This window comes from Streptomyces sp. NPDC044064 (assembly GCF_056434245.1).
Genome location: NZ_JBWKFN010000007.1, coordinates 290,763 through 304,019, shown reverse-complemented (window position 1 = coordinate 304,019; position 13,257 = coordinate 290,763). Strand labels below are relative to the sequence as shown.

The window sequence follows — 13,257 nt, the reverse complement described above, 5'->3', positions numbered from 1 at the left end:
CGTGGCCGGTGACAGCCGACGGATCGCACACAGTCAGCGCGCGACTTCGCATCGTTGTCAGTGCCGTGGTGCAGACTCGCGATCAGGTGGTACCGGCCTGGGGAGGACAACGTGTTCACGGGGATCGACGAGGTCGACTGGGCCTCGCTGCACCACGCGTACGGCAGCGCGGAGGACGTGCCCGGATGGTTACGGGGACTGGCCTCCGCGGACGCCGCCGAGCGACAGACCGCGCTCGACGGCATGTACGGCACGGTGCACCACCAGGGGAACGTGTACGACTCGACGCTGGCCTGCGTTCCCTTCCTGTGCTCGCTCGCGGCCCGCGAGGCGGTGCCGGACCGGGGCTGCATCGTCGAACTGCTGGTCAGTATCGGGGCGGAGAGCGGGGACGCGCACGCGTGTGAGGCCGTGCGCGCGGGCTCCGAGGTGTTCGCGTCCCTCCTCGGCGACCCGGACCCTGGAGTGCGCCGGGCGGCGGCCGGAGCCGTCGTACGGTTCCCGGACGGCCCGGAGCGCGTCCTGGACCTGATACGGCAGCGGATTCCGGTCGAGCGGGACGGCAGGGTACTGCTCGCGCTCATCGAGGCCCTCGGCCTGTTCGTACGGCGGCATCCGGCGCACTCCACCGCCGCGGTGGACCTGTTGGCCACGCAGAGCGCCTCGCCCTACGAGCCCGGACTGCGGCTCGCCGCGCTGGGCCAGCTCGCCCTGGGGGCCCCGGAGGTGGTCCCGGCCGACCTGGTGCCGACGGCGGTCGAGCTGCTGCGGGACAGGTCCGCGCGCCGCGCCCGGGTACCGGAGCCGTCCGGGAACGACACCCTCGTGGGCCGGATACGGCGGCTGCGGCCCTCGGACGAGGAGGGCGCTCAGCTGCTGCGCACCCTGCACACCGCGCTCGGCGACCGGACGGCCGACCGGATCGCCCTGCTCACCGGGCAGTTGACCAGCCCGGACCCGATGGACCGGTGCAATGCCGTGAGCATGTCGGCTGCGCTGTTCCGCGGCTGGCGGGCGGACTGTGCCGGGCCCGTGGCCCTGATCGGTGCGCAACTGGGCACGGAGCAGGACCGGTTGCGGGACGCGGCGGTCTCGGTCCTGGTGGAGCTGTACGGCCTGGCCACGCCCGCCGCGGACGACCTGCACGCCCTGGTGGCCGCCCGGCCCGACCTGTGGACACACCGCTGGGAGCGCGGCTCGCCCGCCCTCGGCGGACCGCTCAAGGCCCTGGTCCGGACCGGCGATCCACGGGCGGTCCCGGTTCTGGCCCAGGTGCTGGCCGGCCCGTTCGTGCCCGGCGGCCTGGGGCACGAGATCGCACATCTGGGCCCGGCCGCGACTCCCCTCGCCCCCGCGCTGCGACACCATCTGGCCCGTGTCCCCCTGGACTCCCCCGTCGCCGGCACACTGGCCACTTCTCTCCTGGCCGCGCTCAGAGCCGTGGGCGACCGGCATGCGGTGCCCGAGGTGCTGCGGCTCCTGTCCGGGGCGCCGGACGGGCTCGGGGCACGGGAGAGACTCGTCGGACCGGCCATCGAGACGCTGGACGCCCTCGGGGCGGCCGCGCAGGCGGCACCCGTCCTGCGGGACCTGCTGCACACCCGGCACGCGGCCGCCGCCGCGGGCGCCCTGTGGTCGGCGGGGGATCCCGCCTCCGCCGTACTGCCCGTCCTGCTGCGGGAGTTGACGCAGGGCGAGCCGGGGAGCCGCCGGCTCGCCGCCCGGCAGCTGGGCAGGATGGGTCCGGCCGCCCGCACGGCTCTGCCGGAACTGCGCCGGACGGCCCGTTCGGGCCAGGTGTGGCAACGGATGTCGGCCGCCTGCGCGTTGTGGCACATCGGCCGGGACCCGGAACCCGTGCTGCCGGTGTTCCGGGCCGCGTGGTCGCAGAACCCCTACACGCGCGGCCCGATCGCCCAGTGCCTCGCGGCCATGGGCCCGGCGGCCGCACCGCTGCGGGACCTGGTGACCGCCGAACTGACCGACCCCCGGCGCCACACGGCCGGCGAGGGCGGCCACGGCAGCCAGGACATCGCCAAGGACGAGGCGTTGCTCAGGACCTGCGGGGAGGTGCTGGCCGGGCTGTAGCCGCGCGGCGGAACGCGCGGCACGTCATGGCGCGAAGGCCGTCTGGGCGCAGGGGGTCTGTCACGGGCGCAGGGGTCCGTCACGGGCGCAGCGGGGCCGTCACCACTTCATCCGGCTCCACTGCGGCCCCAGTCGGGCCCACTCCGCGTCCCAGCGGTCCATGCGGCGGCGCTCCAGGCGACCGCGCAGGACGCGGCCGCCGACGAAGGGGAGGGCGGCGGCACACGCGCCGACCAGGCCGCCCATCAAGGTGGCCCGGAAGGCGGCCTCGGACGCGGTGGTGGGGCGGGTGACCAGGTGGCCCTGCGGGTCGGTCCACACGGTGACCGGGGACCCGGCCTTGCTGCCCGGCGCGACCCGGGCCTGGCCGGTGTGGGCCGAGCCGTCGCCGACGGTCCAGCGGACCTCGGCCCAGACCCGCTCTCCGCCGGTGCCCGCGGCGGTGGCCCTGCCGGGTGCCTGGGCGACGACGCGGGCGACGGCGGGCTGCCAGGCGGCGCGCTCCCGTGCCAGTCCGTGCTCCACCGACCGGGCCGCCGCGAGCCCGGCCAGTACCCCGGCCAGGACGGTCAGCAGCCAGACGGCGAGCACCATCCAGGCCTCCACCACGTCGGCCCGGCGCCGGAGCGGATTGCGCCGCCAGCGCCACAGCCACACCTCGGGACCACGCAACGCCTTCAAAGGCATCCTCCTCACGAGCGCACCGACAGGCCGGACCGACCTCCCATACGGGCAGGGCCGCCCCGTTGCTCACGACGAGCCGTCACGTCGACGGTCGCACGAGACACCCCCTTCGCGCAGGCGCATGCGGCAACGCACCTTGCCGATCTCTACGACAGGCCGACAGCACCGCCGTGACCTGCGTGGACGCCCCGCCCGGGGCCGACTGTCAGTGGCGGGGTGCAGACTGGCCGGTATCTGACGACTACCTGGACAAAGACGTCCCGGAGGTGATCGGCATGACCGAGGTCCTGCTCGCCGTGGGCACCCGCAAAGGCCTCTTCATCGGGCGGCGGCGCGGCGGCACCTGGGAGTTCGACGACAGCCCCTACTTCAACGCCCAGGCCGTCTACTCGGTCGCCATCGACGTCCGAGGCGGCACCCCGCGGCTGCTGGCGGGCGGCGACAGCGCGCACTGGGGCCCGTCGGTGTTCCACTCCGACGATCTGGGCCGCTCCTGGACCGAACCGGCGCGGCCGGCCGTCAAGTTCCCCAAGGACACCGGGGCTTCGCTGGAGCGGGTGTGGCAGCTGCACCCGGCCGCCGCCGAACCGGACGTGGTGTACGCGGGCACGGAACCGGCCGCGCTGTACCGCTCCGAGGACCGTGGAGAGAGCTTCGAGCTGGTGCGTCCCCTGTGGGAGCACCCGACCCGCTCCCGGTGGGTGCCGGGCGGCGGGGGTGAGGGCCTGCACACGGTGCTCACCGACGCGCGCGACCCACGGGCGGTGACCGTCGCCGTGTCCACCGCCGGGGTGTTCCGCACCACGGACGGCGGGGCGAGCTGGGCGCCCGCCAACTCCGGTGTCTCCGCGGTGTTCCTGCCGGATCCGAACCCGGAGTTCGGCCAGTGCGTGCACAAGATCGCCAAGGACGCGCACGACCCGGACCGGCTGTACCTGCAGAACCACTGGGGGGTGTACCGCAGCGACGACGCGGGCGCGCGGTGGACCGACATCGGCGCGGGCCTGCCGTCGACGTTCGGGTTCGCGGTGGCCGCCCACCCGCACCGCGGCGACACCGCGTACGTCTTCCCGATCAACGCGGACGCCGACCGGGTGCCCGCCGGCCACCGCTGCCGGGTCTTCCGCACGGCCGACGCGGGCAAGAGCTGGGAGCCGCTGTCGCACGGGCTGCCGGCGGAGGACCACTACGGCACCGTGCTGCGCGACGCACTGTGGACGGACGACGCGGACCCGGCAGGGGTCTACTTCGGCAACCGCAACGGCGAGGTGTACGCCTCGGCCGACGACGGCGACAGCTGGCGGCAGCTCGCCTCCCATCTGCCGGACGTGCTGTGCGTGCGCGCGGCGGTGATCGACTGACGCGGCGTGCCGTGCCCGAGGGCCGCAGAAAGGGAGGCAGGGGCGGAAACGGTCATTCGAGCCGGCGGTCCGATCATCCTCGGTCGGCCTCCGGTCGCAGCTTGATCGCCGACCGGTGTACGGCAGTAGGGTGACGCCCGTGGCACCACGACCCTTGCATGAAATCGTCGAACCGGGCTGGGCGAAGGCCCTCGAACCCGTCGCCGGACAGATCGCCGCGATGGGCGACTTCCTGCGTGCGGAGATCGCCGCGGGACGCACCTACCTCCCGGCCGGACCGAACGTCCTGCGCGCCTTCCAGCAGCCCTTCGACGACGTACGCGTCCTGATCGTCGGTCAGGACCCGTACCCGACACCGGGGCACGCGGTCGGCCTGTCGTTCTCGGTCGCGCCCGAGGTGCGTCCGCTGCCGCCGAGTCTGATCAACATCTTCCGCGAGCTGAACGCCGACCTGGGGCTGCCGCAGCCGTCGAACGGCGACCTCACCCCGTGGACGCAGCAGGGCGTGCTGCTGCTCAACAGGGCGCTCACCACGGCACCGCGCAGCCCGGCCGCCCACCGCGGCAAGGGCTGGGAGGAGGTCACCGAGCAGGCGATCCGCGCCCTGGCAGCGCGCGGCAAGCCGCTGGTGTCCGTGCTGTGGGGACGTGACGCCCGGAACCTGCGTCCGCTGCTGGGCAGTCTGCCGGCCGTGGAGTCCGCGCATCCCTCGCCCATGTCGGCCGACCGCGGCTTCTTCGGATCGCGTCCGTTCAGCCGGGCCAACGACCTGCTGATCCAGCAGGGCGGACAGCCGGTGGACTGGCGTCTGCCGTGACCGTCCCCGGATATCTGGCGGTGGACTCCGGGGGCTCCGGTCTCCGGGTCGCCGTCGGCGTTCCGGGGCAGACACCGTCGGCCCGGCGAGCGTCGGGCGAGCCCGTCCGTACCGGGGCGCGGGGCATCGACCCCGCCCACCTGATGGGGCAACTCGTGCCCCTCGCCCGCGCGTCGGCGGCGGAGGCCGGGGTGGACGAACTGGCCACGGCCGTCGTCGGCTGCGCCGGGTTCTCCTCCCTGGGCGACGCCCTGCGCGCCGAGCTGCCGGGCGCGCTCGCCCGGGAGCTGGGCGTACGGAACGTGGCGCTGGCCGCCGATGCCGTGACGGCCTACGTGGGCGCCCTCGGGCCGCGGCCGGGTGCCGTGGTCGCCGCGGGCACCGGCCTGATCGCGGTGGGCACCGATCTGACCCGCTGGCGGCGGGCGGACGGCTGGGGTCATCTGCTGGGCGACTGCGGCGGCGGGGCGTGGATCGGGCGGGCCGGGCTGGAGGCGGCGCTGCGCGCCCACGACGGCCGGGACGGCGGCTCCGCCCCGCTGCTGGCGTGCGCCGAGGAACAGTTCGGCCCGGTGCGGGGGCTGCCCGGAAGGCTCTACCCCCGTACCGACCGGCCCGCGCTGCTGGCCTCCTTCGCGCCCCAGGTGGCCGCCTGCGCCCCGCGCGACCCGGTGGCCGCCGGCATCCTGCGGGCCGCGGCCCGGAACATCGCCGAGTCCGCCGCCGCGGTGTGCCCGGCCTCCGGTACGCCCGAAATGGCGTTCACCGGCGGACTGCTCAAGATGGGCGACCCGCTCCTCGTACCCCTGCGGGAGGAGTTGGCCGCGAGACTGCCGCACGCCCGGCAGGCGCCGGCCGAGGGTGACCCGCTGCACGGCTGCGTACGGATCGCGAACGAGCTGGCGGCCGGGGGGCTCACACTGCCGGGTGAACCGTCCATGCTGTACGTGGTCCTCACAAAAGGGGATTGACCCTCTTCGCTGCACATCTGTCCGGCAAGTGCCCGGAACACGTGCCAAGGGTACGTAACTCATCAGACAAAACCGGACGGATACCGCTCACCTGCACCCTCCCCGAACAAGGGAGCCCAAGAAGTTAGTAACATGCGGCGCCATGAGCTCCCCCACTGGGCCCGCGTCCGGCCTGCCAGTACGAATGCCGCGACCCCGCCAGCCCGGACGGCACCGCCGACCGGAACCGCTGGTGGCTCCCGAGGGCGCGCCCGCGCTCGTCCTCGCGGTTCCCGGCGCGCCCAGCGCCGCCGCGCGCAGCCTCGCCGAGGAGGTCGTGAGCATCGCCCGCTCCGAGCTGCCCGGCCTGGACGCCCGGATCGGATACCTGGACGGGGACGACACCGAGTTCCCGAGCCTGCGGGCCATGCTCGCGCACGCCGCCGAGCAGCGCGCCGCACGCTACGAGCAGGCCGTCGCCGCAGGTCTCGAGGTCAAGGAGCCGGACGGCCCGGTCGCGGTCGTCGTGCCGCTGCTGGCCGGTCCGGACAGCGCGCTGCTGCGCCAGGTCCGCCAGGCCGTGATGGACAGCCGGGTCGCCGCCGACCTGACCGATGCCCTCGGTCCGCACCCGCTGCTCGCCGAGGCGCTGCACGTGCGTCTGTCCGAGGCGGGCCTGGCCCGCGCCGACCGCGCCCGCCTGTTCACCGTGGCCACCGCCGCCGACGGCATCATCCTGGCCTCCGTGGGCGGCGAGGAGGCCGTGCAGGCGGCCGGGATCACCGGCATGCTGCTCGCCGCGCGCCTGGCCGTGCCGGTGATGGCCGCGGCCCTGGACCAGGAGGGTTCGATCACCTCCGTCGCCGAGCAGCTGCGTTCCTCGGGCTCGCAGCAGCTGGCCCTGGCGCCGTACCTGATCGGCCCGGAGATCGACCCGGCGCTGCTGACGGCGGCCGCCGAGGAGGCGGGCTGCGCCACGGCCGAGCCGCTCGGCGCCTACCCGGCGATCGGCAAGCTCGCCCTCGCGAAGTACACGACCGCGCTGGGCATCGCCCCGCCGCAGCCGCAGGGCGCGCCGGTCCGCTGACGCCGGACCCGGCACCCGTACGACACAGGGCCCGCTCCAGATCACTGGAGCGGGCCCTGCCCGTTGCCGGCGGCCGCCCGGCCGACCGACTCGGCCGCTCAGGCGAAGACGATGCAGGAGGCCGCGGCGACCGCGACGGAGCCGTCGTAGCAGGGCAGCCCGGTCCGCTCGTCGACGCCGAACCAGGTCACGTCTCCGGATCGCTCGTTGGCCGCGTAGAGGAAGCCGCCACGCTCGGCCAGCGCGCGCGGCCAGTGTCCGCCGCAGGGCACCGTGCCGATCAGGCGGAGCCCGTCCCCCTGGACGGCCAGCACGGACAGGACGTCCTCGCCCCGGGTCGCGGTCCACACGAAGCGGCCGTCGGGCGAGACCACGATGCCCGAGGCGTAGGCGTCGCCCGCCGGGGCGCCCGGCAGAACCGGGACCTCGGTCAGCGGCTTCAGGGAGCCGGCGTCGGCGTCCCAGAGGCAGACCGTGACGGTGGGGGTCAGTTCGTTGACCACGTAGGCATGCTCGCCGTCCGGATGGAAGGCCAGGTGGCGAGGGCCCGATCCGGGGCGCAGCGCGATCTCGCGGTGCAGCGTCGGGATGCCGTCCTCCAGGGTGCACACCCGGACCGAGTCCGTGCCGAGGTCGACGCTGACCGCCCACCTGCCACTGGGGTCCGGCTGCACCTGGTGGGCGTGCGGGCCGCGCTGCCGCCGATCGTGCGGGCCGGAGCCGGTGTGCTGCAGCACCCCCGAGGTCGCGGGCGCCAGGCTGCCGTCCGAGCGCACGGGTACGGCCGTGACGCTGCCGGAGCCGTAGTTGGCGGTCAGGACGTGCCCGGCGTACAGGCTGAGATGGGTCGGTCCGCTGCCGTCCACCGGCACGGGCGGCCCCGCGGGCTCCGGCTTGTCACGGCCGACGCGGAACGCGGCGACGGCGCCGTCGGCGGTCTCGCTGACCGCGTAGAGCATGGTCCCGTCCGGCGACAGGGCCAGGTAGGAGGGATCGGGCACGGCGCCGAGACGGCCGGTGACGGTCAGCGCCCCGCTGCCCGGGCGTACGTCAGCGGTGACCAGCCCGGGCCCGCCCGCCGCCGTGAACGACCCGATGAACGCCCTGTACCGCCTGCCGCCCTCTGCCACCGCTGTCCCCTCTCGGTCCGAGCCATTGCCGACGGTAGCAGTCGATCAGTGAAGGTCTAGACCAAATGGGTGACGCGCGAGTGTTCCACCGCCGCGACTCGGGTCCCGACCGGCAGTGATCCCGACAGAGCCCACGGAGGCGGTTCCAGTCCCTGCGGGTGGGCCGGGGCCGACCCGATCGGACTCCTGGCGGGCCAGGCACGAGCCGGGGCGGGCTCGACCGGGGCTCCCAGGGCCCCGTGGACGCCCTCGGGGCCACCGGCCGTGAAATTCCCCCCGACCGGGCCTCCGGACCAGCCGTAGGCCCCCACAGAGGCGCTTCGACGAGCCCGCCCCCAGCCCCTCACCAGAGCCGCGCCCAGCCCCTCGCCGGCGGTGATCCCGACGGAGCCCACAGGAGCGCGCCCCGGACCGCACAGGAGGGCCAAGGCCACCCCGGAGGCGCTTCGCCGGTGTCCCGCCCTCAGGCCCCCACCAGCGGTGATCCGGATGGGGTCCGCAGAGGCTCGGCCAGGTCGGCCAGGGCGCGCTCCAGGCCGTGCAGGTGGGCCAGGGCCGGCTCGGCCGGGGTATCGGCGGGGCGGTGGACGCGGTCGGAGCCGCCGGTGGTGAGTGCCTCGACCGCGGACTCCACGCGCCAGCAGGCGGTGGCCAGGCGGGCGTCGTGGGAGGCCTCGGGGTCGGCGGCGACGGCGACCAGGCCGCGGATCTCCCGGGCGCAGTCGTCGAGGAGGGCGAGGACCCGGCGGGCGCGCCGCTTGCGACCGAGCATCGGGTTCAGCGGGTGCACCAGCGGCGCGACCGAGAGCCGTACCCGGCCGAGCAGCTGCTCCAGCTCGGCCACGCGCGGCGCCGGGTCGGCCGTGGCCGAGCCCGCGAGGCGCGCGGCGGCCTGCGCGGTGCAGGCGTGGACGCAGCGCAGGGCGCGCTGGATCCAGGCGTCGGTGGTGGCGTGGGTGGTGACGGGCAGCACGAACAGCACGGCCAGCACCGCACCGAGGGCACCGACGCCGGTCTCGGCGAGACGCAGTGCCAGCAGACCCGGGCCGAGGACGCCCAGCAGACCGTAGAGCAGCTCGGCGAGCAGGGTCACCCAGAGCATCATCCAGGTGTACGAGACGGCGGCCGTGTAGAAGATGCCGAAGACGGCGACCGCGACGAGGACGGCCGTCGGGACCGGCGCACCGTCCACGGGTACGGCGACGAGGAAGCCCAGACCGATGCCGATGACCGTGCCGAGGACCCGCCGGAAGCCGCGTACCAGCGTCTCGCCGCGCGAGGCGGTGTTGACGAAGACCCACCAGGTGGCGCCCACGGCCCAGTACCAGCGCTGCCCGGACACCAGCTGCCCCACGACCAGCGCGAACCCGGCGCCGGCGACCGCCTGGAACGCCTGCCGCGTGGTGACGCGGGCCAGCCCGGACCCGGCCGGCGGCGCGGGTGCGACCACCGGGGGCAGCCGGCGCTCGTAGCACCACAGGCCGAAGCGCACGGCGGCCGCGCTGAACACCGACAGCAGGACGGCCGCGTACAGCTCGGGCAGCCGGGCGGGCGTGGCGTGCAGGAACTGGGCCACGAAGAAGGTCATGAAGGCGAACACGCCGAGGCTGTGCCCGCGCGGGCCCCACCGGCGGGCGTACACGCCCGTGCCGACGACGGCGAGGAAGGTCAGGTCCCGCGCCACGGGGTGGTCGTGCAGTTCGGCCGCGGCGGCGAGCACGGGAACGCCGACGACGGGCAGCAGCGCGGTGGTGACGGCCTGCCCGCGCACGGTGGTGTCGGTGACGGTGAACAGGGCGAGCAGCGCGGCGAGACCGCCGGTGACCGCGCCGACGAGCGAGTGGCCGGCCAGCCCGCACACGACGACGGCCAGCCCGATGCCGAGGACGGCCCGCGCGGCGAAACGCAACCGCGCCCGCCCCGGGTCCGGAGCCACGAACACCCTCTTCAGCACTGACGCCCTCCCTCGGGAAACACCTGGAACGCCGGGAACACCGGCATACAAAAGGCGCCGCGGGGATCCGCAGCGCCATCGACGTGTCCATGAGAGCATCGCGGAGGTCGATGGCTCAAGTGTCGACTGAATCACTGGGCCATTGGTCCAGCATCATGTGCGCACGATCGTCCGGCTGGATACCAACGGACCAGGTCGGGCGGCACACTGGGGCGCCGACCGGCTGAGCCATTGGTACAGTCGTAGATCATGACCGTGGACGCACTCGACACCCGCATCCTGCGGCTGCTCCTGGAGCAGCCGCGCACCAGCGTGCGCGAGTACGCCCGCATCCTCGGTGTCGCCCGTGGCACCCTCCAGGCCCGCCTCGACCGTATGGAACGGGACGGCGTGATCACCGGTACGGGCCCTTCGCTCTCCCCCGCCGCCCTCGGCCACCCGGTGCTGGCTTTCGTGCACATCGAGGTCACCCAGGGGCATCTGGACGACGTCGGGGACGCGCTGGCCGCCGTGCCGGAGATCGTCGAGGCGTTCTCGATCACGGGCGGCGGGGATCTGCTGGCCCGGGTGGTGGGTCGGGACAACGCCCATCTGGAGGACGTGATCCAGAAGCTGATCAGCCTGCCTGGCGTGGTCCGCACCCGCACCGAGGTGGCCCTGCGCGAGCGGGTGCCGTACCGGCTGCTGCCCCTGGTGGAGTCGGTCGGGCGGGCGGCCCGCGCCTGACGCTTGGCATGCTGGACCGCATGGGCAAGCTCGGCACACTTTCGGTCATCTTCGATCTCGACGGAACGCTGGTGGACAGCGAGCCGAACTACTACGAGGCGACCCGGCAGACCCTGGCCGAGCACGGCGCCCCCGGCTTCACCTGGGCGGAGCACGAGAACTACGTCGGGATCAGCACCCTGGAGACGGTCGTGGTCCTGCGGGAGCGCTACGGCCTGCACGCCACGGTGGACGAGCTGTTCCACGCGACGAACCGGCGTTATCTGGAGCTGGCCCGGGCCGGCACGCACGCCTACCCCGAGATGCGGAAGTTCGTGGAGCTGCTGGCGGCCGAGGCCGTTCCGACGGCGGTGGCCTCCGGCTCCTCCCCCGAGGCCATCGAGGCCATCCTCGCGGGGACCGGTCTGGACGCCTTCCTGCGCATCGCGGTCTCGGCCGACGAGGTGGCCCACGGCAAACCCGCTCCCGACGTCTTCCTTGAAGCGGCCCGGCGGCTCGGGGCGGACCCTGCCGACTGCGTGGTCCTGGAGGACGCGGCACCGGGCGCGGCCGCCGCGCACGCGGCCGGGATGCGCTGCATCGCCGTCCCGTACGTGGCCGCACAGGCCGGCGCTCCCGAGTTCGCCACGGCCGCGCTGCTGCTGCGGGGCGGCCAGACGGAGTTCACGGCACAGTCGGCGTACACCTGGCTGGCCGATTCGGTCACCTCCGGCTGACCAACTCCCCTGGTAAGGCCGTTCGGGCGAGCACGGGCGAGGAGGCGTTCACGCAGAAGATCCGCACCGTGATCGGCGCACTCACCGAGGTGCGGGACGCGCTGTGCCACGATCCCGCCGTGCTGACCGTCCAGGGCCGCTTCGGCTCGGCAACCGGGCAGCGTGGCGGCGCGACCGCTCCGACGCGCGCGGAAGTGCTCCTTCCGTGCGTTGGGCGGGGTGGCTGCTTAGCGTGACCCCATGACCACAGAACAGGCCCGGCCCGCCCCCGACGACCGGCGGTGGAAGGCGCTCGGGGTCTGTCTGACGGCGGGCTTCATCTCGCTGCTCGACACCTCGATCGTGAACGTGGCGCTGCCCTCGATGGAGCACGGGCTCGGCGCTTCCGAGGCCGCCCAGTCCTGGGTGGTGTCCGGGTACGCCCTCACCTTCGGGCTCGCGCTCGTCCCGGCGGGCCGGCTGGGCGACATGCGCGGGCGGCGTCAGGCCTTCCTGTTCGGGCTCGCCGTGTTCACTCTCGCCTCGGCGGCGTGCGGGCTCGCGCCCGGCGCCTCCTGGCTGGTGCTGTTCCGGCTGGTCCAGGGCACGGCGGCGGGCTTGGTCGCACCACAGACCTCGGGGCTGATCCAGCAGATGTTCCAGGGCGCCGAGCGGGCCAAGGCCTTCGGTCTGCTCGGCAGCGTCATCGGGATCTCGACGGCGGTGGGCCCGCTGGCGGGCGGTCTGCTGATCAACGCCGTCGGCACGGACGACGGCTGGCGCTGGGTGTTCTTCGTCAACCTGCCCATCGGGATCGCCGCGTTCGCCGCTGGGCTGCGGCTGCTGCCCCGGTTCCCCGCTCTGTCGGACAAGCGGGAGGAGTTCGACCTGTTCGGGGTGCTGCTCCTCGGCTCGGGCGTGCTCGCGCTCATGCTGCCCCTGGTGCAGGAGCAGCAGTGGACCGGACGGCTGAAGTGGGCGCTGATGCCGGTGGCCGCGCTGCTGCTGGCCGCGTTCTGGGCGTGGGAGCGGCGCGAGGGACGGCACGGGCGGGCGCCCCTGGTCGACCTGAACCTGTTCTCCCTGCGGTCCTTCACGCTCGGCGCGCTGATCAGCCTGATCTACTTCGCGGGCTTCACCACGGTCTTCTTCGTCTACACGCTGTTCCTTCAGAACACGGTCGGATACAGCGCGCTGACGGCGGGGCTCACGGTGCTGCCCTTCGCCGTCGCCTCCGCGATCGGGGCCGCCCTCGGTGGCCGGCTGGTGGTGCGCCACGGCCGCAAGCTCGTCGTCATCGGTCTGAGCGGGGTCGCGGCGGGGCTGCTCGGGGTGGTCGTGGCGGTGCAGCTGGTGCCCGGGCAGGCCGTGGGATGGGCCTCGGCTCTGCCGCTGTTCATCGGGGGGATCGGCTCGGGCCTGGCGGTCTCCCCGAACACCACACTCACCCTGACCCGCGTCCCCGTGCACCGTGCCGGTGCGGCCGGCGGGGTGCTGCAGACGGGACAGCGCGTGGGCTCGGCCGCGGGGATCGCCGTGGTCGGCGCGGTGTACTTCGCGCACCTGGCCAACCACGAGCGCTCCGTCACGGCGATTCAGCTCGGGCTGCTCACCGCCGTGGGGATCATCGTGATCGCGCTGGTACTGGCGGTGGCGGACCTGCGGGAGCGGCATGTGCATCCCGAGTCGGAGACCGCTGCCGGGACGGTGCGGCGGGGCTCCGAGGAGGGCGGGGCGGAGGAACCGGTCCGGAGCGGGTCCTGAG

General features: G+C 74.2%; 11 protein-coding genes. 8 read left to right on the top strand and 3 right to left on the bottom strand.

From position 1 onward, the window contains the following. The first annotated feature begins 111 nt into the window (after positions 1–111). The gene (locus tag AC07DS_RS14485) at positions 112–2,088 is read left to right on the top strand and encodes a HEAT repeat domain-containing protein (protein ID WP_479145194.1); all 1,977 of its coding nucleotides are present in this window, start codon (positions 112–114) and stop codon (positions 2,086–2,088) included. Positions 2,089–2,187: 99 nt separating this feature from the next. Here the strand turns inward: AC07DS_RS14485 and AC07DS_RS14480 are convergent, their stop codons facing one another. Next, positions 2,188–2,775 (bottom strand): Rv1733c family protein, encoded by a 588-nt coding sequence (locus AC07DS_RS14480; RefSeq protein WP_479145192.1) that lies wholly within the window; start codon positions 2,773–2,775, stop codon positions 2,188–2,190. Between the two features lie 272 nt (positions 2,776–3,047). On the opposite strand from AC07DS_RS14480, the gene AC07DS_RS14475 reads away from it, so the two are divergent. From AC07DS_RS14475 to AC07DS_RS14460, 4 genes are all read left to right on the top strand, one after another. After that, a complete protein-coding gene (locus AC07DS_RS14475; RefSeq protein WP_479145190.1) occupies positions 3,048–4,133 on the top strand; it encodes a WD40/YVTN/BNR-like repeat-containing protein in 1,086 nt (361 codons plus the stop codon). Between the two features lie 139 nt (positions 4,134–4,272). Then, the gene (locus tag AC07DS_RS14470) at positions 4,273–4,950 is read left to right on the top strand and encodes a uracil-DNA glycosylase (RefSeq protein WP_145880130.1); all 678 of its coding nucleotides are present in this window, start codon (positions 4,273–4,275) and stop codon (positions 4,948–4,950) included. After that, positions 4,947–5,921 carry an N-acetylglucosamine kinase gene (locus AC07DS_RS14465; RefSeq protein ID WP_479145188.1) on the top strand — a complete coding sequence of 325 codons (975 nt, stop codon included), beginning with the start codon at positions 4,947–4,949 and terminating at the stop codon, positions 5,919–5,921. Before AC07DS_RS14470 ends, AC07DS_RS14465 begins: the two co-directional genes overlap by 4 nt. A gap of 142 nt (positions 5,922–6,063) precedes the next feature. After that, positions 6,064–6,987, top strand: coding sequence for a sirohydrochlorin chelatase (locus tag AC07DS_RS14460; RefSeq protein WP_479145186.1), 924 nt, complete (start codon positions 6,064–6,066; stop codon positions 6,985–6,987). 98 nt (positions 6,988–7,085) lie between these two features. On the opposite strand, the gene AC07DS_RS14455 is transcribed toward AC07DS_RS14460, so the two are convergent. Continuing rightward, positions 7,086–8,117, bottom strand: coding sequence for a lactonase family protein (locus AC07DS_RS14455; RefSeq protein WP_479145184.1), 1,032 nt, complete (start codon positions 8,115–8,117; stop codon positions 7,086–7,088). A gap of 463 nt (positions 8,118–8,580) precedes the next feature. After that, complete coding sequence (locus AC07DS_RS14450; RefSeq protein ID WP_479145182.1) at positions 8,581–10,071, bottom strand: FUSC family protein; 1,491 nt, start codon at positions 10,069–10,071, stop codon at positions 8,581–8,583. Between the two features lie 249 nt (positions 10,072–10,320). On the opposite strand from AC07DS_RS14450, the gene AC07DS_RS14445 reads away from it, so the two are divergent. The 3 genes from AC07DS_RS14445 (at position 10,321) to AC07DS_RS14435 (ending at position 13,256) form a co-directional block, all read left to right on the top strand. Next, positions 10,321–10,797 (top strand): Lrp/AsnC family transcriptional regulator, encoded by a 477-nt coding sequence (locus tag AC07DS_RS14445; protein WP_179851790.1) that lies wholly within the window; start codon positions 10,321–10,323, stop codon positions 10,795–10,797. A 20-nt stretch (positions 10,798–10,817) separates the two neighbouring features. Next, the gene (locus tag AC07DS_RS14440) at positions 10,818–11,513 is read left to right on the top strand and encodes an HAD family hydrolase (protein ID WP_479145180.1); all 696 of its coding nucleotides are present in this window, start codon (positions 10,818–10,820) and stop codon (positions 11,511–11,513) included. Positions 11,514–11,753: 240 nt separating this feature from the next. Then, positions 11,754–13,256 (top strand): MFS transporter, encoded by a 1,503-nt coding sequence (locus AC07DS_RS14435; RefSeq protein ID WP_479145178.1) that lies wholly within the window; start codon positions 11,754–11,756, stop codon positions 13,254–13,256. Position 13,257 lies beyond the last annotated feature (1 nt).